The sequence below is a fragment of the Pseudoduganella flava genome, assembly GCF_007830495.1.
Lineage (GTDB): Bacteria > Pseudomonadota > Gammaproteobacteria > Burkholderiales > Burkholderiaceae_D > Rugamonas > Rugamonas flava.
This window is the reverse complement of record NZ_VLKW01000002.1, coordinates 169,319-191,297: the sequence shown is the minus strand read 5'-3', so window position 1 is coordinate 191,297 and position 21,979 is coordinate 169,319. Positions and strand designations below refer to the sequence as shown.

The window sequence follows — 21,979 nt, the reverse complement described above, 5'->3', positions numbered from 1 at the left end:
TCCTGATCCCCGCACCGGCCCCCAGCTGGACCGGCGTTTTTCTTGACTACGTCGTCAGCGCAGGTCGGCAGCCGACAGGCTTGCCTGCCCCCGCACCAGTTTTACCGCCACTGTCTTCTCCCCCGCACGCACGCGCACCGTGCCGGCGCCGCTGCCCGGTTGCGCCGTCACACGCGCGGCCGTCACCTGCCCGTCGCGCCACGTCACGTCCACTGCATAGCCGCCCCGCGCCCGCAGCCCGGAGACGGAACCGTCGCGCCAGGCCGCAGGCAACGCCGGCAGCAGGTGCAGCACGCCGTCGTGCGATTGCAGCAGCATTTCGCAGATCGCGGCCGTGATGCCGAAATTGCCGTCGATCTGGAATGGCGGATGCGCGTCCAGCAGGTTCGGGTACATGCCGCCCGCGTTGTTTTCCTCGCTGCCCGGCTGTTTGCCCGCGGCCCGTGCGCCCGGCGTGGCCACCACGCCGCGCAGCATCGTATGGGCCTGGTCGCCATCGCGCAAGCGCGCCCAGAACGCCGCCTTCCATGCCATCGACCAGCCCGTGCCCGCATCGCCCCGCGCCGCCAGCGACTTGCGTGCCGCCGCGGCCAGCGCGGGCGTGCGTTCCGGCGTGATCTGCCGGCCCGGGAACACGGCGAACAGGTGCGACACGTGGCGGTGCGTGTCGTGCGGCGTATCGAGCACCGGGTCGTGCTTCTCTTCCATCCATTCGAGCAGCTGGGCCCAGCTGCCGACCTTGGGCGCGGCCAGCCGGTCGCGCGCCGCCGCCACCTGGCGGGCGAACGCCGCATCGGTGCCCAGCTCGCGCGCCGCGTCGATGGTGTTCTGGAACAGGTCCCACACCAGCTGCTGGTCGTACGCCACGCCATCCTCGACGGGGCCGTGCTCCGGCGACCAGCCGTTCGGCGCCACCAGCAAACCCTCGGGCGTGACCTTCAGGTAGTCGAGCCAGAACTGGCTCACTTCCTTCAGCAGCGGGTACGCGACGTTCTTCAGGTAGACCTTGTCGCGCGTGAACGCGTAGTGTTCCCAGAAGTGCTGGGCGTACCACGCGTTGGCCGTCTTGTTCCACTTCCACTGCATGTAGCCGAACGGGTTGGTTTCCGTGCGCACGGTCCAGCCCCGCACCGGCTTGCCGTCGGCGCGGCGGAACGTTTCGACCACCTGGCCATCCTGCCGATCTTGCTGACCGCGCGAAGGATGCGCCGCGCTGTCGGCAACGAGCCGGCGGTACGACGGCACCATCGCCTGCACGAAGCCCAAGAGCGGCGCGGTCAGCTCGGACAGGTTGGACGGTTCGGCCGGCCAGTAATTCATCTGGATGTTGATGTTGGTGTGGTAGTCCGCATTCCACGGCGGCGTGAGGCTGTTGTTCCACAGGCCTTGCAGGTTGGCGGGCAATGGGCCGCGCGAACTGGCGATCAGCAGGTAGCGGCCATACTGGAACACCTGCGCTTCCAGCTCGGGATCGTTGCCGCTGCGCGTGTAGGCGGCCAGGCGGCGGTCCGTCGTCAGGCGTGCGCGGTCGCTCGAGGCCGTACCCAGGTCGAGTCGGACCCGTCCCATCAACGCCGCGAAATCGTTTTCTTGCTCGGCCTGCAAAGCGGCCCACGGCCGTGCGGCGGCGCGCGTCACTTGTTCGGTCACGCGCGCCAGAGGATGCGGGCCCTGGAAGTTGGCGGCGCCGTCGCGCACATAACTCGTGCCGGCACCGAGCACCAGGGTCAGCGCATCGCAGTTCGCGAAGCGCACCGTGTCGCCTTCCATCGTCACCGTGCCACCCTCGTTCACCACCTGCACCTGGCTGGCGTAATCCAACTGGTTGGCGCTCAACGGCTGGTGCGCCGGCGTCCACTGGTTGCCCCGTTCGCGCGGCACGACGAAGCCGGCCAGCGAGCCGGTGGCGCGGATGCGGTTGGCGTACGCGCTGACGTGCGCGCCATGCTGGTCCGTCAGGCTGACGACGCCCGTGTAGGCGCCCGGCCGGTCGGCCGTCAGGCGCACGACGATCACGTCGGCCGGATGGCTGGCAATGACTTCGCGGCGGTAGCGCACGCCGTCATGCTCGTAGTCGACGACGTGCAGGCCGCGCGCCAGGTCCAGCCGGCGCGAGTAGCGCTGTGCGTCCCCATGGCCGGGCAGCTCCACGTACAGGTCGCCGAACGGCTGGAACGCGCCCATCGATTGCGCATCGCCGGTCCACAGAGTGATGTCGTTGAATTGCAGGTGCTCGCGGCCGGGCTGGCCGAACACCATCGCGCCGATGCGCCCATTCCCGACCGGCAGCGCCTCGCGTTCCCAGCCTTCCGCCGTGTCGGTGGCAGGCCGGTCGTAGCGCAGGCTGAGATCCGGCGCGGCATGCACCGCCACAGCCACCAGCATCAGCGCGAGGGGGAACACCAACGCCAGCGCGCGGATCATTCGGCCGGCTCCCCGTACACGATGCCGCGGCCTGCGGTGCTCATGTACACGCGGCCGAACACGTTCATGTCGCCGACGATGAAGCGGCCGTCGCCGGGGCCGCCGTACTGGTGGGCGTCGTCGTTCACGCGCAGCCAGCTGCGGCCTTCGTCGGTCGAGCGCCAGATGCCGCGCAGGCCGTCGACCGTGCCCCAGATGTAGATGGCCGGGTAGGCAGCGTCGCCGGCCGCCTTGCCGAAGCCGACGGCGCCGCAATAGCCGACGTCCCGCAGCGGCGCAAAGGTCGTGCCGCCATCCGTGCTGCGCGCCAGGCCGCCATCCTTCAGCGCCACCCACACGTCGCCGGACTTGCCGGGCGCCGCGCGCACGACGTCGGACCCGCCCTTCGCCAGCTGGGCGCGCGGTACAAAGCTGCGGCCGCCGTCCGTGCTGACGAGGAAGGCGCCGTCCTGGTAGGCGTAGAAACGGTTCGGGTCTACGGCATCGGCCACCGGGCGCGCACCGGCGATGCCGGCCGCCGGTGCCCAGCTGTCGCCGTCGTCGGTGGAGCGGTACGTCACCTGTGATTTTTCAGGGCTGTGCAGCAGCACCTTGCCGTCGGCGGACAGCGCGAGCTGCCCCTTGATGCCGTTGATGCGGCCGGCCTTGCGCCACGTGGTGCCGCCATCGCGCGTGACGTAGATCGCCTTGCCGGCGCGCGCCATCACCTGCGGCTGCAAACCCGCTGCATCGAGGCCGAACGTCGTGCCCATCTGCGGGTCGTGGATACGGCCGTAGCGCCGCGGGTCCACGTGCACGAAGCCGTCGATATCGCCGAGCGACGACACGAGCGGCGCGCCGGCGCGGCTGACGAGGCCCAGCGGCACCGTCTCTTCCAGGCCCCGCACGTCGAAGCGCCACGTGGTCGGCGTCGTATCGAGGTTCGTCGTGTGGAACACGCCGTTGCCGGACGTGACCCAGGCCGCATGGCTGTCGAACGGATCGAACACGATCGTGCTGGCCCAGTGGATGCCGTGGCCGTGCACCCATGGCACGCCCGCCACATCCTTCGCGAAGCCGCGCTGGACCAGGTCCGTCCACGTGGCGCCGCCGTCAAGCGACAGGAACAGCCGGTCACCCTTGGCATCGCCCTGTTGCGCATAGAAGCTGATCGTGGAAGCCAGCACGCGGCGCGGATCGTTGCGGTCGACGCTGATGCCGGAGTACGCGGCCGGCATGCCGAGCAGCGGCGTCACGTCCTGGCCTGCGCCGGTCGCCAGCGTGTACTTGCGCACGGCGCCGCGGTCCATCTTCTCGTCGCCGCGCGGGTGCGGGCCGGGGCCGTTGGCGAACGTCACGTACAGGTGGCCGGCGCCATCGAGCGCGGCGCGGTGCGGCATCAGGCCGTCCGGCGTCGCATCGAATGGCGTGAACGTCGCGCCGCCATCCTCGCTGCGGTAGATGTTGGTGCCGGGGCGCGACACACCCACAAAAATGCGCTGCGCCGTGCCATCCTTCACGCTTGCCGGATCGGGCAGCACGAAGGCAATGCCGGTGCCGTTCGGCGTGGCCGTCACCGGCAGGCCGGGCACGCGTTGCCACGTGGCGCCCGCATCGACGCTCCTGAACAGCCCATGCGCGCGGGTACCCACGTACAGCACGTTGCCGTTGCCGGGATCGACGGCCAGGCGCTCGCCGTTGCCGCGGCCCATGCCGTTGCCGTGCGTGGTGAACTGGCTCGTCACGTCGGTGACGTCGAACGTTTTGCCGTAGTCGCGCGAACGCAGGATCGCGCTGCGCCCGCCGTTCAGGTAGGCGATGCCGGCCAGCAGATACACCTTCGATGCGTCGCGCGGATCGACGGCGAGCGAGTCGATCCCCAATAGACCGGTCTGGTCCTCGTCGAGCCAGTCCAGCAGCGGCACCCAACGGTCGCCGTCGCGGCGGTAGGCGCCGCCGACGTCCGTGCGCGCGTACACGACGCCCTTCTCTGCCGTGGGAATCACTGCCGACACGAAGCCGCCTCCGCCGATCGCCACGCTGTCCCACCGGTAGCCCGTCAGCAGCGGCTGCAGGATCGGGTCCATCGCCTTGCCCCAGATCGCGTAGCCGCGCGCATTCGGGTGCAGCAGGTCGGGCATGATGTCCTTCGACAGCACGCCGTGCCCATCGAGGAAGGCGCTGCCGATATCGGCGTAGAACACCCGCTTGCCATCGGCAAAGCGGGCAATGCGCTCGTTGATCGCCGTGTTGATGCGGCGCGACTGGCTGGTTGCCTCGTCGCGCGGGAAGACGCCCAGCAGCAGGACCTTCGCGCGCGGCAGCCGCTGCTGCAACGCGTCGATCACGCGGCGCAGGCCCGCGGCTGTCGTGGCGGGATTCTCCTGCCGGCTGCCCGTGTTGTTGGTGCCGGCCATCAGCACGACGACCTTCGGGTCCAGGCCATCGACTTCGCCGTGCTCGATGCGCCACAGGATGTTCTCGGTGCGGTCGCCCCCGAAGCCCAGGTTGATCGGGTGATAGCGGCCGTAGCGGCGTGCGAATTCTTCCTTGCCGTCCTTGGCCCAACCCTCGGTGATCGAATCGCCGATGAACACGAGCTGCGGCAACGTGCCGTTGGCGCGGCGCTCGGCATTGTCCTTCAGCTTCTGCTCGTGGCGCGGCATCCACCAGTCGAGCGCCCACGATTCGTTCAGCGGCTCGGGTGTGACGGACTGCGTGCGGTAATCGGGGCAGGCGGTGTTCGGTGTGCCCGTCTTCTCGATGCGCAGGTTCGCGATTGCCACTTCGCCCTTGCCCGTCGCATCGACTGAAAACGGTTTCATGACCGTTTCAAAAATATCGCCGTCGCGATAAAAACATTTCAAAGCGATCGACACGGGGCGCCAGCCCTGGCCCGCCGCGGCGCGCGCCGGCAGTACGTACGGCACCTTGCGCTCGCACTCCGTCGTGTCATGCGCGCCGCAGCGCAGCTTGAAGTCGATGCCGCCGTTGGCCAGCTCGCGCACGTTCAGGTCGAAGGCGACGACGCCGTGTTCCAGGTAAGGCCGCAGGTCGCGCGCCGGCGTCTCGAAGCGCAGGCTGGCGTACCAAGTCTTGTCCCAGTTCAGCGTGGCGGCGCGCTTGCCGGCCACCGTGCCCACCGTGCCGCGCACAACGGCATTCGGCTGCTTGACGCTTGTCGGCACGACGGCCGATTGGACGACGGCGACAGCGTTCTCCGGGTCCGCCACGATGACCTGCACGCCGGGCGCGGGGCGGCCGGCAAACAGCGTCAATCGATCGGGTGTGGCCGCGCCGGCCGCCGCCGCGTGTGCGGAAGCAGCCGCCAGCAACAACAGCGGGAGGGTCTTGCGCATGGCGTCTCGTATTTATGGTTCTGCCCAGCATTCTGGACAGGACGATTGCATACATCAATTGCGAAATTCACCAGAACGCCAAACGAAATTTCAGCATTGTAGCGAGACGCGATAGATCGTCGTTTGCCGATACACCTGGCCGGGGCGCAGGATTGCCGCATCGGCATAGCGGCCATTGACCTGGTCGGGAAAGGCGCCCGCCTCCAGCGTGAAGCCGTCGTGCCGCGCATACGGCACGGCGGCGCGGCCGCGCAGGCCGCCCAACGCATTCCCACTGTAGAACTGCAGGCCCGCCTCGGTGGTGGCGACCTGCAGCTGGCGCCCCGAGCCGGGATCGACGACCCTGGCCACGGTACGCAAGCGCGTGCCGCGCGCCCGCGCACGCGGGTCGTCGTTCAGGCAGTAGCAGTGGTCGAAGCCGCCCGCCACGCGGATCTGCGGATCGGGCCAGCGCAGCCGCGGGCCGATCGCCGCGGCCTGGCGAAAATCGAACGGCGTGCCGGCGACGGGCGCGCGGCCGACGGGAATGCCGGCGGGGTCGGTGGCCAGGTAGTAATCGGCATCGATCTGCAGCATGTGGTCGCCCACGTCGCCGCTGCCGCCGTTCAGGTTGAAGTACGGGTGCGACGTCAGGTTGATCGGCGTCGGCGCATCGGACCTGGCTTGGTACTCGATCGTCAGGCAGCCGTCGTCGTCCAGCTGGTAGAACACCTGGACGGTCACGTTGCCGGGGAAGCCGCCCTGCCCGTCCGGCGACACATAGGACAACGTCAGGCCGCCGTGCGCCAGCTCGCCGTGCCAGTGCGCCGAGTGAAAGCCGGACTCGCCGCCGTGCAGGTGGTTGCCGCGGTCGTTGACGTCCGCCTGCACGACGCGGCCATCGAGTTCGAAGCGGCCGCGCGCGATGCGGTTGGCCCAGCGGCCGATCACGGCGCCGAAGTACCAGTGATCGCGGTCGACCGGCTCGTCGTACGGGTAGCCGATCAGGATGTCGGCCGTGCGGCCGTAGCGGTCCGGCGCATGCCACGACACGAGGGCGGCGCCGCGCTCGCTGATCGTCACGCGCATGCCATACGCGTTCGCCAGCGTGAACACCCGGGCCGGCGCCGCGAACGGCGCGTACAGCGGGAGCGGCATCATGACGGCAGGCCCGCGGCGGCCGCGGCACTCTTCTGGCGTTCCTGCCAGGCGCGCGGCGTGCACCCCAGCTCGCGCTTGAACACGGAATGCATGTACTGGCTGGACGTGAAGCCGCAGCGGATCGCCACGTCCGCCAGGTTGCATTCGCCGCGCGCGAGGAAGCCGGTGGCCGCTTCCAGCCGCAGGCGCAGGATCTCGTCGTGCACGCTGCGGCCCAGCTCCTGGCGGAAGTGCGCCTCCAGCGACGAGCGCGAGATGCCCACGTAGGCGGCCACCTGATCCGTCTTGATGCCCTGGCAGGCGTACTGGCGGATGAAGTGGCGCGCCCGCATCACGTGCGGGTGCTTGCCGCTTTCGTGGCGGCTCGACGCCAGCACGTTGATGCCGGCCGGCGGCACGAGGATGCGCGTATCGGTCAGGCGCACGCCGTGCAGCATCTGGTCCAGCAGGTGGGCGGCGGTGCGGCCCATCTCCTGCGCACCCTGGATCACGGAACTCATCGGAATGCGCGTCAGCATGCGCGCCAGCGGGTCGTTGTCGATGCCGATCAGCGCCACCTGCTCCGGCACCTCGATGCCGGCCAGCGCGCAGGCCTGCATCAGCTGGCGCGCCCGCGCATCCGTGACGGCGATGATGCCGACGGGTTTCGGAAGACTGTGCAGCCAGGCGATCTGCTGTTCGACGGCCTCGTTCCAGTGTTGCGCACTGGTCGAATGGCCGCGGTAGACCTCGGGCTCGAGCTTGTCGCGCAACATCAGCTTGCAGAACGCCTTCTCGCGCTCCTGCGCCCAGCGGTTCTTCTGCGCTTCCGGCAGGCTGAATAACGCGAGATGCCGCAGGCCCGCCTCGATCAGGTGGTCGTAGGCGAGCTTGATCAGCTTGAAGTTATCGGTGGCCACGTACGGCACGCCGCCCGGATAGTCGGCCGCGTTCTCGTACGAGCCGCCGACGGCGACCAGCGGCACGCGCGTGGCGGCCAGCGCGTGCGCGACGGCGGGATCGTCGAAGTCGGCGATGATGCCGTCGCCCTGCCACTGCTCGATGCCGGACAGGCGCAGCCGGAAGTCCTCCTCCAGGAACAGGTCCCACGCGGTGCGGGTGCTGGCCAGGTAGTTGGCGATGCCGGTGATGACTTCGCGGTCGAAGATTTTATTGGCGTTGAAAAGCAGCGCAATGCGGTGCGTTCTCAGCATGCTCGTGTCTCCCCCATGCTTGTTTTCGGGGCGGATCATAGCATTTTGACCACACGCTTGTCCGGCCGCAATTCTGAGTTGGGTCAGTATTGCGGGGTTTGACAACGTTTGCAAGCCCATCTCACCCGAAACATTTCCTGAAAAATGGTGACAGGCTCCATTTTTGAGGAAATGTTTCGCTACTGCATCGACGCTCCGCGTGGACGGGCTGGCTGGGCGGCGCATACAATCGCGGCCATGACTACCCTCCCTCTGGACGCTGCGATGCTCGACGAAGCGCGCCGCTTCAACCGCAAGCTCGCCCTGGCGCCCCGTTTCGGCATCCGCCACCGCTGGGCGGCACAGGCCGTGCAAGGCTTGCTCGCGCTGGCGCAACTGGGTGCGGACCGCAAGCTGGCGCTGGCCGGCATCGCCGTCCGGCAGGCCGTGGCGCAGGCGGACGGGCTGCGCGTGCCGGTGCGCGTGCTGCGCCCATCCGCCGGGCCGGCGCGCGCCGTCGTGCTGGAGATTCACGGCGGCGGCTGGGTGATCGGCAATGCGCGGATGGACGATGGGCTCAATGCCGCCCTCGTCCACGCATGTGGCGTCGCCGTCGTCGCCGTCGACTACCGCCTGTTGCCGGGCGTGCCGATGCAGGCCGCGATGGACGACTGCCTCGCCGCGGCGCGCTGGTTGCTGGACGGCGGCTTGCCCGACCTGGCGGGCCTGCCTGTCGTGCTGCTCGGCGAATCCGCGGGCGGGCACCTGGCCGCGGCGACGCTGCTGCGCCTGCAAGCATGGCCGGCGCTGCTGGCGCGCGTGGCGGGCGCCGTGCTGTATTACGGCGTGTACGACCTGACCGGCACACCCAGCGTGCGCGCGGCCACGCGAGAGACGCTGGTGCTGGACGGCCCCGGCATCGTGAACGGACTACGCCACCTGACGCCGGAAGTGAGCGATGCCGCCCGCGCCGCGCCGCCGTTCTCGCCGCTGCACGGTGACCTGGCCGGCATGCCGCCGGCGCTGATGCTGGCCGGCGCACTGGACCCGCTGCGCGACGATACGCTGCTGATGGCGCGCCGCTGGGCCGCCTGCGCGCCGGTGGAATGCCACCTGCTGCCGGAGGCGCCGCACGGTTTCATACGCTTCCCGACGCAAATGGCGCGCGTGGCGCAGGCACGTGTCCACGCGTGGATCGACGAACGCATCGCAGCGGTCGAGTCGGAGGCGGCATGGGCCTGACGATCGATCCGGCCGACGTGGAGTTCACCGCGATCCGCGCGCAGGGGCCCGGCGGGCAGAACGTCAACAAGGTGTCCTGCGCCGTGCATGCGCGATTCGACGTGCGCGCATCGTCGCTGCCGGAAGCGGTGAAGGCGCGCCTGCTCGCGCTGCGCGACAGCCGCGTGACGGAGGATGGCGTGATCGTGCTGAAGGCGCAGCAGTCGCGCAGCCTGGAGCAGAACAAGGCCGATGCGCTGCGGCGGCTGCAGGCGCTGGTCGATGCCGCGGCCGTCGTGGCGCCGCCGCGCCGGCCGACGCGCCCCACGCTGGGTTCGCAGCGCCGGCGGCTCGAATCGAAGACCAAGAGCGGCGCGGTGAAGGCGTTACGGCGCAAGGTGGTCGATTAACGGGGTCAGTTAGGCCGCGTGCTGCAACCGCTCCACCAGCCGCGCATGCAGTACCGGGTCGCCACAGGCCACGACGGCACCGCCATGCTGCGCGTCGCCGCCATCCCAACTCGTGACGACACCGCCCGCGCCCTCGATGATGGGGATCAGCGCCTGGATGTCGAACGGTTGCATGCCCGCCTCGATCACCACGTCGACGTGGCCTGCCGCGAGCATGCAGTAGGCATAGCAGTCGGCGCCGAAGCGCACCAGTTGCGCCTCGGCGGCCAGCGCGTCGTAGGCGGCGCGCTGGGCCGGCACGCGGAAGATGTCGGGGGTGATCGTCATCAGCCGGGCCGCATGCAGTCCCGGACAGGCACGCGTGCGCAGCGGCGCGCCGTTCAGCCATGCGCCATCGGGCGTGCCCGCGTAGAACTCGCCCGTGAACGGCTGGTACATCGCGCCGACAATGGGCCGTGTGCCGTCGTTCAGCGCGATCAGCGTGCCCCACAGCGGCAGGCCGCAGATGAAGGCGCGCGTGCCGTCGATCGGATCGAGCACCCAGTGATACGGGCTGCTGCCCTGGTGAACGCCCTCCTCCTCGCCGACGATGCCGTGCTCCGGCCAGCGCGCCCGGATCAGTGCGCGCATCGCCTGCTCGGCCGCCTTGTCCGCCGCGGTCACGGGATCGAAGGCGGCCGGGTCCTTGTTGTCGACGGGTGTGCCGGTGCGGAAGTAAGGCATCGCGGCCCGGCCGGCCGCGTCGGCCAGCTCGCGGGCGAAGGTCAGGTAGTCGTTGGTGTTCATCGTGGTGTCCCATGATCGGCAGGCCGACAGTATCGCAGATGCGTGCATGTCCCGCCGGCCGATCAACATGCTGAGCAAATGCATTGCCGGACGCTCGGCCGGCATGCCGCCGGCGTACCATCGCGCTCAAACATTCCTGGAGAAGCGCACGTGCCGTCCCCTTCCAACTACCGCCGCAAGCTGATATTAGCCGGCTGCGTCGTCCCGCTGCTGCCCGCCTGCGCCGCCATCCGCCCCGCCCGCGCCTACGAAGAAGTGCACGTGGCGGCGCCGTTCGCGATGCCACCGATCCGCATCCCCGACTTCGCCGGCGCGCCGCGCTTTCCGATCACGGACTTCGGCGCCGACCAGCGCGACCAGGCCCGTACGTCGGCCGCGATCGCCCGCGCGATCGATGCGGCTCATGCCGCAGGCGGCGGCATCGTCGTGGTGCCGGCCGGCGTGTGGCCGACGGCGAAGATCCACCTGAAGAGCCACGTCAACCTGCACGTGGCGGCCGGCGCGACCTTGCTGTTTTCCGCGCAACCGACCGACTACCTGCCGGCCGTGCACACGACGTGGGAAGGTCTCGAGTGCTACAACTATTCGCCGCTCGTCTATGCCTACGAATGCGAGAACGTGGCGCTGACGGGCACGGGCACGCTGCGCGCGCAGCTGGACGTGTGGCGCGTGTGGTATGCGCGGCCGAAGGCGCACATGGATGCGCTGGTGCGGCTGTACGACATGTCCGCCAAGGGCACGCCGCTTCCCGTGCAGCAGCGCGACATGACGGTGGGCGACGCCAACCTGCGCCCGCAGTTCGTGCAGTTCAACCGCTGCCGCCACGTGCTGGTGGAAGACGTGACGATCGAGGACAGCCCGTTCTGGGTGCTGCACCCTTACCTGTCGCGGGACGTCGTGATCCGCCGCGTGAAGATCACCGCGCATGGGCACAACAACGACGGCGTCGATCCGGAGATGAGCCAGAACGTGCTGATCGAGGATTGCGTGTTCGACCAGGGCGACGATGCGATCTCCGTCAAGTCCGGCCGCGACCGCGACGCGTGGCGCCTGGATACCCCGTCACGCAATATCGTGATGCGCAACTGCCGCATCAAGAACGGCCACCAGCTGTGCGCGATCGGCAGCGAACTGTCGGGCGGCATCGAGAACGTCTTCGTCGACAACTGCCACTTCGACCACACGGGGTCGAACGTGCCCAGCACGATCAACAACATCCTGTACGTGAAGACCAACGAGCGGCGCGGCGGGTACGTGCGCAACATCCACCTGTCGAACGTGACGGCGACCAGCGTCAAGGGCGGCGTGCTGGCCGTCGAGACGGATGTGCTGTACCAGTGGAAGACCTTGCTGCCCACGTACGAGCGGCGCCTTACCGCCATCGAAGGCCTGCACGTCAGTAACGTGACGGTGCAGGACGCGGGATTCGTCTGCCTGATCAAGGGCGAGGCCGAGCAGCCCGTGCGGGACGTGTCGCTGCGCGGCGTGCGCGTGGCCAGGATCGGCGGTACGGCCGTCACGAACGTCAATGTGCAGGGCTTCGTGCAGACCTGATGCAATTTGCACTTGACCTTAACTTAACTTGAGGTTTTACACTGTGCGCATACTCATCACCGGGAGGTGCGCAATGCAGGACAGGATTCATGTGGCCGTCGTGTACGGCAGTGTGCGCGATGGGCGCTTGTGCGACCGCGTGGGCGGCTGGGTGCTGGCCCAGCTGGATGCCCGTTCGGACGTCAGCGTATCCGTGCTCGACCCGCGCGAGCAGCGCGCCAACGGCTATGCGGCGCTGAAGGGCCAGCTGGAACGGGCCGACGCGTTCATCGTCGTCACGCCCGAATACAACCACGGCTACCCGGCCGCGCTGAAGGAGCTGCTCGACGCGGCCTATACGGAATGGCATGGCAAGGTGGCGGGCTTCGTCTCGTATGGGGCTCACTCGGGCGGCATCCGCGCCGTCGAGCAGCTGCGCCAGGTGTTCGCCGAGCTGCACGTGGCGACGGTGCGCGGCGGCGTGGCGCTCGTCGACGTGTGGGACCGCTTCGATGCGCATGGCGCGCTGACGGAACCGGAGGCGGCGCAGCGCGCGTTCGGCACGATGCTGACGCAACTGACGTGGTGGGCACGCGCGCTGCGCGCAGGCCGTCGCATCGCACCGTATGCGGAGCTGGCGTCATGAGCGACCTGGCACGCTACTTCGACGTGACGGGCTGCCGCCCGGATGGCGCACCATCGGCCGATGCGCTGGCGCGGCTGCAGCTGGCACATATGCTGGCGTTCCCGTTCGAGAACCTGAACCCGCTGTCCGGCAACCGCGTCCTGCTCGACCTGCCGGCGCTGGTGGACAAGTTCACGGCGCGGCGCGGCGGCTACTGTTTCGAGCAGAACCTGCTGTACCGGCAAGCGCTGCAATCGCTGGGCTTCCGAACGACACCGTTGCTGGCGCGGGTGCGCGCCAACGTGCCGGAGGACGTCGTCACGCCGCGCACGCACATGCTGCTGCTGGTGGACGTCGACGGCGAGCGGCTGATCTCCGACACGGGCTTCGGCAAGATGACGCCAACCGCGCCGCTGCGGCTCGTGCCCGACGTGGTGCAGCAGACGCCGCACGGCCGCTACCGGCTCGTGCAGGTCGGCGACATGGGCGCGCCGGCCCAGTGGGGTGCGCCATCGGGCGAGTACCGGCTGGAGGCGGAAATCGACGGGACGTGGGCCGCGCTGTACCAGTTCGATCTGCGGCCGCACTGGCAGCCGGACTTCGAGATGTCGAACTGGTACGTATCGACGCACCCCGCGTCCCACTTCACGCGCGACCTGATCGCCGTGCGCACCGTCGCCACCGGCCGCCACGTGCTACACAACACGCGCTACTCGTTGTACGGCCCGGACACGATCTTCGAACGGCGCGAACTGACGTCCGGCCCGGAACTGATGCAACTGCTCGAAAGCACGTTCGACCTGGCCGCGGAACGCGTCCCCGGCCTCGCCGCGAAGCTGGACGCGATCGCAGCCCGCGATCCCGCAAGCGCCTCCTGACCCGCGAAGTCTCTCCGAATCGGGCGGTCCGCCGACGGGGTCAGCCCACGATCTGAAGAAACATTTCCAGAATTCGGGGACTGTCCCTCGAAACAGGAAATATTTCCAAAATCGAGGGACAGTCCCTCGTGGTTGTGGCGCCACACATCGCTGCCCTGTGGCATGTCGCCACGGGCTACGAGCGATTCGCGGGCTTCGAAAACGTTGCAAATGCAGGGAGGGACTGTCCCTCGTTTCAGGAAATGTTTCCTGTTTCGAGGGACAGTCCCCATCGGAGTTTTAGCGGATTTTGTCGGGTGGATGCCACAAAAAAAACCGCGCCCCAGGCCAGGGGGCGCGGCGAACTCCTACTACCTGTCAAAACTTGTACGAGAGGCCCAGCACGGCCGAGCGGCCGGAGTGGACGTACAGCAGCGTGTCGTTGCGCTGCGTGTCGCGGCCGTAGCGCAGCGGTTCGTCGGTCAGGTTCTGGCCTTCGAGCGTGATGCGCAGGTTCGGCGTCAGCTGGTACGACACGGAGAGGTCGTAGTTCGTCGATGCGTCGACGATCGTGTAGTCGTGGCCCTGCACGTCGCCCAGCACGTTGCGGTAGTAGCTGGAACGGTGGGCGCGCGACACGCGGGCGCTGAATTTCGCATCCTCGTAGAACAAGGTCAGGTTGTGCGCGCGCGGCGACAGGCCCGTGAAGTTCGACACGCGCGTCAGTTCCTCGTTCGCTTCCGTGCGCGGGTTGTCGACACGCGTGATGTACTTGATCTTCGACTTCACGTACGTGTAGTTGGCCAGCATGCCGAAGTTCTTCCACACGCCCGGCAGGAACGTGAACGGCGCCTGCAGGCTGAACTCCGCGCCGTTCAGCGGCCCGCCCTCCGTGTTGACCTTGCGGTTGACGACGACCATCGTGTCCGGCAACGTCGCGCAGGCCGGCGTGCCGCCCGTGATCGAGCAGCCGCCGCCCAGCAGCAGCTCGTTCGGCAGCCCGAGCGACGAGTACACGGCGCGTTCCGACACGCCCTGGATGAACGAATTGATCTCCTTGCGGAACAGGCCCAGCGACACCATCGCATTCTTCTCGTAGTACCACTCGGCCTGCAGGTCGTACGTGCGGGCGCGGATCGGGTCGAGGTTCGGATTGCCGATCGAGACGGTCTGCGATTGCGACGTCAGCGACACCGATGGCGTCAGGTCCACGTACTCGGGCCGCGACAGCGTCTTGCCGGCCGAGAAGCGCAGGAACACGTCACGCGGCAAGGTGGCCGTCAGGTTGAACGCGGGCAGCCAGTCGCGGTACTTCTTCGTGCCCACGTTCGGCTGCAGCTGGCCGTTCACGTTGATCAGCGCCGTCGACGTGACCTTCGTCTCCGCGCCGCGCACGCCCACGTTGCCGCGCACGCCCACGCCCGCCACGTCGTAGTTGAAGTCGACCATCGCGAACAGCGCGTTGATCTTTTCCTCGACGCTGCGATTGGCCTGCCCCGGCAAGTTGTATTCGGAGCCCGGCACGGCGGCGCAATGGCATTCGATGTCCCACACGGCGCGGAATTTGTCGAGGTCCACCGCCGTCCACGACGTCGGCGTGCCGGTGCCGTCCAGGCCCTTGCCGAAGCCCGTGATCTGCTGCGTCAGGCTGCCCAGCGACGTCCCGGCCGGCAGTGCCAGGCCGGAACCGCCGGAGCCCACTTCGAAGTTCGACCAGCGGTTCTTGCGCGCGGACAGGCCTGTCTTCAGGGTCAAGTGGTCGTTGATCTCCCACTCGGTATCGGCCTGCGTCGTCTGCAGCCGGTTGCGCGTGTCGAGGTAGCGGCCGACGAACTGGCCGTGCAGCGTGCCGTCCGCGTCCTGCGGGCCGAACGTGAAGTTGTTCGGGTTCGCCACGTCGATACCGAAGTTCAAGGTCGGCACGTTGCGGTTCTGGCGGAAGTCGAACGAGAAGCCGTCGATGTTCGGCGCGTCGAACTGCACCGTCGCGCGCATCGGTTCATTGAGCTTCGAATCGGACACGCCGTGCATCAGGTTCATCCGGAATCGGTCGTTGAAACGGTGCGAGCCGGACAGCACGTGCTGCGTAAACTTCGTCGTGTACACGTCCAACAGGCCCTCGGTGCGGATGTCCACGTCGTTGAACTTGCCGTAGTCCCAGCTGCCGTTCTCGTTGAAGTGCGCATCGACGATCGACGTCTGCGGCTTGCCGTTCGCCTGCGCCATCGTGCGGCCGAACGAGATCGCCTCGATGTAGTTGTCGTAGCGCTTGTTGTCGAACTTGCCGTACATGAGGTCCAGGTTGACGTCCGTATCGGCGGACGGCTTCCATTGCAGCGCGCCCGTGATACCGGTGCGCTCGTAGTCCGTCATCGAGCGGCGGTAGCGCGGGATACGGGGGTGGAACGCGCCCGAGCCGGCAGCCGGGTTGGCGACCGTGCCGCCGTAATCGTCGCGCCGGCTCATCACGTCGTTGTACGCCGTCGCATCGGAGATCCGGCTGGTGCCGAACCCGCACGACGTGGCCGTGATGCCCTTGACGGCATCGTTTGCCGGATTCTGCGGCGTCACGCCCAGCGGCGAGCAGAAGCCGCCGTCCGTGCTGGCCGACAGCAGTTCGACGGCCTCGTAGCCTTCCTCGATCGTGCGCCGTTTCGAGTACGCGCCCGAGACCAGCGCGCCGAAGCGGCCGTACGGCGTCTCCCAGCGATCCGACAGCAGCGCCGTCACGCGCGGCTGGGTTTTCTTCGTCAGTTCGCCGTACGACTCCTGAAGGCCCAGGCTGATCGTGCGGCCCTTGAAGTCGAACGGGCGGCCCGTGCGCAGGTCGACGGTGGCGCCCAGCGAGCCTTCCTCGACGGCCGCCTCGGACGTCTTGCGCACCGCGAGGCTGTTGAACAGTTCGGACGCGAACACGGAAAAGTCGAAGCCGCGGCCGCGGTTCGTGCTGCCGTTGATGTCGGAAGCGCCCGTCGCCGCCACGCCTTCGATGCCGTTGATGCGCACCCGCGTGAAGCCGGCGTTCAGGCCGCGCACGGTGATCTGCTTGCCTTCGCCGCCGTCGCCGCGCTCCAGTGCCACGCCGGGCACGCGCTGCAGCGATTCGGCCAGGTTCGCATCGGGGAACTTGGCGATGTCCTCGGCCTTGATCACGTCGACGATGCCGTCCGAATTCTTCTTCGTGTTCAGCGCGCTGTTCAAGCTGGCCCGAAAGCCCGTCACGACGACGACGTTCGGGTCCTGCCCGTTCTGCGCCACCTGGCCCGCTTGGCCCTGCGCCTGTTGCGCATGCGCCTGTGCCGCCAGCGCCGCCGTCGCCAGCGCGATCAGCGTCGGCCGCAGGCGTGGCCCCATCTGCTGTCTGGATTCCATCTCTCGTCCTTTATTGTTGTGAACCTCCGTCTCCCGGAGCGGTTCGATCTTAGGACGAGTTCTCGCGCGATGGGGCGTGTGCGGCGAATCACTCAAAGAGTTGAGCCGTTGGGTGCCCGTTCGGGCACGATTCGCACATCCACGCGTCTGTGCTGTGTGCTGCCAACAACGGCGCGCGCACATTGCGGGCACTTGCCTGCGCGCGCGCCGATGCTTACAGTGTCGCTGACCGCCCCGCCGGGGCATCGATAACCAGGAGACGAGATTGAAGACAGGCTTTCCCCTTGCGCCCGCGCGGCGCCGGCTGCTGGCGGCCGCATTGTGCATTGCGGTATCCATCGGCCTGACGACCGGTGCGGCGGCCAATGCGTCCGAGGACCAATGGGTCGGCACGTGGGGCGCCGCACCGGCCGACGCGGCACCGGCGCGCATGCAGACGTTCGACGACCAGACCGTGCGCCTGATCGTGCACACGAGCGTCAAGGGTAGCCAGGTGCGCATCCGCCTGTCCAATGAACTGGGCACGACTCCACTGAAGATCGGCGCGGCCCACGTGGCGCTGCGCGCGGCCGGTGCCGACGTTGTGCCGGGCACGGACCGCCCGCTGACGTTCGGCGGCCGCACCGCCGTCGTCATCCCGCCCGGCGCGCCGATGCTGTCCGACCCTATCACCCTGGCGGTGCCGGCGCAATCGGATCTTGCGGTCAGCCTGTACCTGCCGGCCCAGACGGCGGCGGCGACGATGCATGCGGCGGCGTTCGAGACGAACTACGTCTCCAAGGCCGGCAACTTCACCGGCGCGGCCCCGTTCCCCGTGCAAAGCACGATGACGTCGTGGCCATTCCTGACGGAGGTGGAAGTGGTGGCGCCAGGCGCCGTGGCGATCGTCGCGCTGGGCGACTCGATCACCGATGGCTCGACGACGACGGCCGGCGCGAACCGCCGCTGGCCGGATGCGCTGGCGCGCCGCCTGCAGGCGCAAGGCAATCCGCAGGTGGGCATCGTCAACCGCGGCATCGGCGGCAACCGGCTGCTGCGCGATCCCGGCGAATGGCCGCCGTTCGGCCGCAGCGTGCTGGCGCGCTTCGACCGCGACGTGCTGGGCACGGCCGGCGTGCGCCACGTGGTGCTGCTGATCGGGATCAACGACATCGGCCACCCCGGCACCGGGTCGATGCCGGCGGCCGATGGCCCGAGCGCGGACGACCTGATCGCCGGCTACCGCCAGGTGTTGGCGCGCGCGCGGGCGAAAGGCATCCGGGTGCATGGCGCCACGTTGACGCCGTTCGAAGGGACCGTATTCCCCGGTTATTACACGCCGGCCAAGGAGGCCGTGCGGCAGGCCGTGAACCGGTGGATCCGCGACAGTGGCGAGTTCGATACGGTGATCGATTTCGACCGCGTGACGCGCGATCCGGAGCGCCCCACCCGCCTGCAGGCGCGCTACGACAGCGGCGACCACCTGCACCCGAACGACGCCGGCATGCAGGCGATGGCGGACGCGATACCGCTCGAGCTGTTCCGGCAGCAGCCCTGACGCGGCAGGAGAAGAATCAGCCGAACGGCCGCAGCTCGGTCAGCGCTGCATGGCGCTCGCCCGTGCCGCCTTCCGGCGCGACCGCCGGCTCATCTTCGTCGAGCGCGGCGTCGACGCCGTCCCATGCGTGCACGAGCGCGGCCCAGCAGGCCAGCCCCGGATCGGCACGCACGTGGCCGGGAATGGCGCGAATCTCTTCGCGCATCCCGCCACTAGCCTCGTCGTTAACCTTTACATAACCTGGTGCGTCCATGCATCCTCCCGTGTTCAAGGGCAGCTTGAACGCATCGGCGGGCGCCATCCGTTAGCTCACGCACCTAAGAACCAAGTCGGGCCAGTTCAGGCCGGGTCACGCCACGCGGTGGTGCACCTCGATCGTCGAGTGGACGATTTCCTCGTGGATGGCGAGCTGGTCGCGCAGGCCGGCCGGCGTGACGGTCGTGTCGGACGTGACGACGGCCAGCGCGCACGCGTACGATTGCCGGCCCACGCGCCACACGTGCAGGTCGGCCAGTACCACGCGCTCGCTTTCGATCGCTTCGCGGATCTCGGCCACGACAGGTGCATCCATCTCACGGTCGAGCAGCACCTTGCCGGTGTCGCGGATCAGCCGCTTGGCCCAGACAGCGACCAGCACCGCGCCGGCGCAGCCCATCACGGGGTCGAGCCAGTCCCACCCGTACAACCAGCCGCCGTACAGCGCCGCGATCGCCAGCACGGACGTGGCCGCGTCGGCGATCACGTGCACATAGGCCGCCTTCAGATTCAGGTCGTGGTGGTGGTGGCCATGGTCGTGATCGTGGTGATGAGCGTGCCCGTGATGATGACCATGATCGTGCCCATGGTCGTGGTGATGATGCGCGCCGCCCAGGATGATGGCGCAGACGACGTTGACGACCAGCCCGACGGCGGCGATGACGATCGCCTCGCGGTAGTGGATCGGTTCCGGTGCGAACAGCCGCTCGACGGAGCCGAACGCCATCAACAGCGCGATCCCCAGCAGCAGCACGGCACTGGTGTAACCGGCCAGTACCTCGATCTTCCACGTGCCGAACGCGAAACGCGGGTCACGGGCGTACTTGCGGGCGGCGCCGTATGCGAATGCCGACAGGCCGATCGCCAGCGCGTGGGAACTCATGTGCCAGCCGTCGGCCAGCAGCGCCATCGAGTTGTACAGCCAGCCGGCCGCGATCTCGACGATCATCGTGGCGGCCGTGATCCACATCACGAGCCTGGTGCGGCGCTCGGCCGCCTGGCTGGATTGGTCGAAGACGTGCTCGTGGCGCCACGACGCGGCGTCCTGTTCGGTGATGCTCATGTGTTCCTCGGGTGTCGGTACTTGGGTGTGCTTGTTTCAGCTTGTTTCAGCTTATTTGAGCTTGTTTGAGCTTATTTGAGGTAGGTGCGGATGACCTGCACCAGTTCGTCCGCCGCCTGCGCGCGCTCGTCGTGCGCCAGGCCCGGCGCGGCCACGTGGGCGCGCACGTGCTCCTCGGCGATCTCGCCCATCAGGCCATTCATCGCACCGCGCGTGGCGGCCACCAGCTGCAGCACCTCGGCGCAGCCCTGCTCGGCCTCGAGCGCCCGCTCGATCGCCTCGACCTGGCCGCGGATGCGTCTGACGCGCGCCAGTAATTTCGTCTTCTGCTGGATCGTGTGACCCATATTGCTCCTGTTTCGGGTTGTTGCGGTTTCGGTTACCGATACTATAGGGGGGTATGGTAGGCGAAGAATAACCGCAGGCGCCGCATGTGTCCAGCGTGGGAGCAGTTGCGGGAAAAATGGGCGGGATGGCGCCGCGCAGTCAGTATGGCGCGGCGCGATGAGGAAGAGGTCCGCGGCCTTTGCCAGGCGAACGGAAGACCGTCGGCGTGCCGGCACGCCGACGTGTGGAGGTCACAGGCGCTTGCCCTCGTCCACCTGCCTGCCGTTCTCGCGCACGACGAAGCCGCTCGACTTGCCGTCCGCGGCCGGCTTGAACTCCACTTCGATGTCGCGCTCCTTCAGGAAGAAGGTGGTGGGGCTCTTCGGGTACAACGTGACGGGCCGGCCGCCGACGTCGACCGACAGCGCCCCTTCGATGCGCTTGAAGACGAACACCGGCTGCATCTTCGCGGCGTAGCTGCCGGTATAGCTGTCCAGCTGTGCGTCGGACAGCGTGATCGCCTGGCTCGTGTTGGCCTGCGCCAGGGCCTGGTGGTCGTAGCTCATCACGCGTTCCATCTGCCAGCGGTTGTCCTTGCGCAGCCACAGCGTGGTGAAGCGCGCTTCGCCCATCTTCGCGGCCGGTGCGCCGCTCCGCGCGTGCGTGAACTCGTGGCGGCCCGTCACCAGCACGCCGTACAGCTGCGCACCGCGGCGCAGCGGGAACATGCGTACTTCCTTGTCGGCCGCCACACGGCGGATGGCGAGATTCGGATCGCCGCAGATGTTCTTGCGCACCGAGGCCGTTAGCGCCGCCCGGCCATTCGTCACGCCGCCGATGTCGTGATAGAACTCCACGTCCTCCGCCGTCAACGCATCCAGCGCCGCGAAGTCGCAGCTGTTGTACGCCTTCCAGTAAGCCTCGTCGGCCGCCTTGGCCTCGGCCAGCAGTGCCTCGTCGCTTTGGGCGAACGCATACAGCGGTGCCGCTAGCAGGAAGATAGCTGAACTTTGTCGCAAGTTGAACATGGTATTCCTGAAGTTCGTTGATGGAATTTGCAGTCTAGCCATACTTGCCCGGGCCGTGGCGTCAATCTCGTGAGCGCCCGCTGAGCGGAGCTGATCGAATTCGTTTCGACATTTATTGAAATGTCGTACGAACGGAGTTATGATGCGCCATCGAACCACGGAGCCCACGATGACCTCCCTTCCCGACCTGCCGAACATCCGCCCCGAACTGCTCGACATCCCGACCGCCGCGAAGCTGGCGCCGTCGCCCGAGCCGGACCATCCGCCGCGCATCCTGCTGCTGTACGGTTCCTTGCGCGAGCGCTCGTTCAGCCGCTTTCTCACGTACGAGGCGGCGCGCATCCTCGAGCACTTCGGCGCCGAGGTGAAGATCTTCGATCCGATGGAGCTGCCGATGGTGGGCAGCGTGCCGGAAGATCACCCGAAGGTCGCCGAACTGCGCGCACTGTGCCTGTGGTCCGAAGGCCAGGTATGGTGCAGTCCCGAGCGGCATGGCGCGATCACGGCCGTGATGAAGAACCAGATCGACTGGATCCCGCTGGAACAGGGCGCGGTGCGCCCCAGCCAGGGCCGCACGCTGGCCGTGATGCAGGTCTGCGGCGGCTCGCAGTCGTTCAACGTCGTCAACACGCTGCGCCTGCTGGGCCGCTGGATGCGCATGTTCACGATCCCGAACCAGTCGTCGGTGCCGATGGCGTACAAGGAGTTCGACGACGCCGGCCGCATGCGCCCTTCGGCCTACTACGACCGCGTGGTGGATGTGATGGAAGAGCTGTTCAAGTTCACGTTGCTGATGCGTGGCCGCACCGACTACCTGACGGACCGCTACAGCGAACGCAACGAGCGGGCGAAGAAGGCGATCGACCGGCAGATCGCCCAGCTGTAACAGTC

General features: G+C 68.0%; 17 protein-coding genes. 7 read left to right on the top strand and 10 right to left on the bottom strand.

Features of this window, described 5'->3' with window-relative positions; translation table 11 throughout:
- Positions 1 to 54: 54 nt before the first annotated feature.
- From IP92_RS05210 to IP92_RS05195, 4 genes are all read right to left on the bottom strand, one after another.
- Positions 55 to 2,424 (bottom strand): glycoside hydrolase family 95 protein, encoded by a 2,370-nt coding sequence (locus IP92_RS05210; protein ID WP_145873484.1) that lies wholly within the window; start codon positions 2,422 to 2,424, stop codon positions 55 to 57.
- A complete protein-coding gene (locus IP92_RS05205) occupies positions 2,421 to 5,762 on the bottom strand; it encodes a GDSL-type esterase/lipase family protein (protein ID WP_145873483.1) in 3,342 nt (1,113 codons plus the stop codon). Before IP92_RS05205 ends, IP92_RS05210 begins: the two co-directional genes overlap by 4 nt.
- A 90-nt stretch (positions 5,763 to 5,852) precedes the next feature.
- The gene (locus IP92_RS05200; RefSeq protein ID WP_145873482.1) at positions 5,853 to 6,902 is read right to left on the bottom strand and encodes an aldose epimerase family protein; all 1,050 of its coding nucleotides are present in this window, start codon (positions 6,900 to 6,902) and stop codon (positions 5,853 to 5,855) included.
- Positions 6,899 to 8,095 carry a XylR family transcriptional regulator gene (locus IP92_RS05195; RefSeq protein ID WP_145873481.1) on the bottom strand — a complete coding sequence of 399 codons (1,197 nt, stop codon included), beginning with the start codon at positions 8,093 to 8,095 and terminating at the stop codon, positions 6,899 to 6,901. Before IP92_RS05195 ends, IP92_RS05200 begins: the two co-directional genes overlap by 4 nt.
- A 237-nt stretch (positions 8,096 to 8,332) precedes the next feature.
- On the opposite strand from IP92_RS05195, the gene IP92_RS05190 reads away from it, so the two are divergent.
- Positions 8,333 to 9,316: an alpha/beta hydrolase gene (locus tag IP92_RS05190; protein ID WP_145873480.1), complete on the top strand. Its 984-nt coding sequence runs from the start codon at positions 8,333 to 8,335 to the stop codon at positions 9,314 to 9,316.
- Positions 9,307 to 9,705 (top strand): alternative ribosome rescue aminoacyl-tRNA hydrolase ArfB, encoded by a 399-nt coding sequence (gene arfB, locus IP92_RS05185; RefSeq protein ID WP_145873479.1) that lies wholly within the window; start codon positions 9,307 to 9,309, stop codon positions 9,703 to 9,705. The genes IP92_RS05190 and arfB overlap by 10 nt, the downstream gene beginning before the upstream one ends.
- A 9-nt stretch (positions 9,706 to 9,714) precedes the next feature.
- On the opposite strand, the gene hisN is transcribed toward arfB, so the two are convergent.
- Entirely contained in the window at positions 9,715 to 10,491 is a 777-nt protein-coding gene (gene hisN, locus IP92_RS05180; protein WP_145873478.1) for a histidinol-phosphatase, read from the bottom strand.
- Between the two features lie 150 nt (positions 10,492 to 10,641).
- On the opposite strand from hisN, the gene IP92_RS05175 reads away from it, so the two are divergent.
- The 3 genes from IP92_RS05175 (at position 10,642) to IP92_RS05165 (ending at position 13,527) form a co-directional block, all read left to right on the top strand.
- Entirely contained in the window at positions 10,642 to 12,045 is a 1,404-nt protein-coding gene (locus tag IP92_RS05175) for a glycoside hydrolase family 28 protein (protein WP_229418637.1), read from the top strand.
- A 73-nt stretch (positions 12,046 to 12,118) separates the two neighbouring features.
- The gene (locus tag IP92_RS05170; protein WP_145873476.1) at positions 12,119 to 12,670 is read left to right on the top strand and encodes an NADPH-dependent FMN reductase; all 552 of its coding nucleotides are present in this window, start codon (positions 12,119 to 12,121) and stop codon (positions 12,668 to 12,670) included.
- Positions 12,667 to 13,527: an arylamine N-acetyltransferase family protein gene (locus IP92_RS05165; protein WP_145873475.1), complete on the top strand. Its 861-nt coding sequence runs from the start codon at positions 12,667 to 12,669 to the stop codon at positions 13,525 to 13,527. Before IP92_RS05170 ends, IP92_RS05165 begins: the two co-directional genes overlap by 4 nt.
- A 357-nt stretch (positions 13,528 to 13,884) precedes the next feature.
- On the opposite strand, the gene IP92_RS05160 is transcribed toward IP92_RS05165, so the two are convergent.
- A complete protein-coding gene (locus IP92_RS05160) occupies positions 13,885 to 16,878 on the bottom strand; it encodes a TonB-dependent receptor (RefSeq protein WP_158206692.1) in 2,994 nt (997 codons plus the stop codon).
- Positions 16,879 to 17,143: 265 nt separating this feature from the next.
- On the opposite strand from IP92_RS05160, the gene IP92_RS05155 reads away from it, so the two are divergent.
- Complete coding sequence (locus IP92_RS05155; protein WP_229418636.1) at positions 17,144 to 18,415, top strand: SGNH/GDSL hydrolase family protein; 1,272 nt, start codon at positions 17,144 to 17,146, stop codon at positions 18,413 to 18,415.
- A gap of 16 nt (positions 18,416 to 18,431) precedes the next feature.
- Here the strand turns inward: IP92_RS05155 and IP92_RS05150 are convergent, their stop codons facing one another.
- The 4 genes from IP92_RS05150 to IP92_RS05135 form a co-directional block, all read right to left on the bottom strand.
- Entirely contained in the window at positions 18,432 to 18,620 is a 189-nt protein-coding gene (locus IP92_RS05150; protein WP_145873472.1) for a hypothetical protein, read from the bottom strand.
- A gap of 144 nt (positions 18,621 to 18,764) precedes the next feature.
- Complete coding sequence (dmeF, locus tag IP92_RS05145) at positions 18,765 to 19,733, bottom strand: CDF family Co(II)/Ni(II) efflux transporter DmeF (protein WP_145873471.1); 969 nt, start codon at positions 19,731 to 19,733, stop codon at positions 18,765 to 18,767.
- A gap of 71 nt (positions 19,734 to 19,804) precedes the next feature.
- A complete protein-coding gene (locus IP92_RS05140; protein ID WP_145873470.1) occupies positions 19,805 to 20,080 on the bottom strand; it encodes a metal/formaldehyde-sensitive transcriptional repressor in 276 nt (91 codons plus the stop codon).
- 231 nt (positions 20,081 to 20,311) lie between these two features.
- Positions 20,312 to 21,088, bottom strand: coding sequence for a nuclear transport factor 2 family protein (locus tag IP92_RS05135; protein ID WP_158206693.1), 777 nt, complete (start codon positions 21,086 to 21,088; stop codon positions 20,312 to 20,314).
- A 169-nt stretch (positions 21,089 to 21,257) separates the two neighbouring features.
- Between IP92_RS05135 and arsH the strand changes: the two genes are divergently transcribed.
- Entirely contained in the window at positions 21,258 to 21,974 is a 717-nt protein-coding gene (gene arsH, locus IP92_RS05130; protein WP_145873468.1) for an arsenical resistance protein ArsH, read from the top strand.
- Positions 21,975 to 21,979 lie beyond the last annotated feature (5 nt).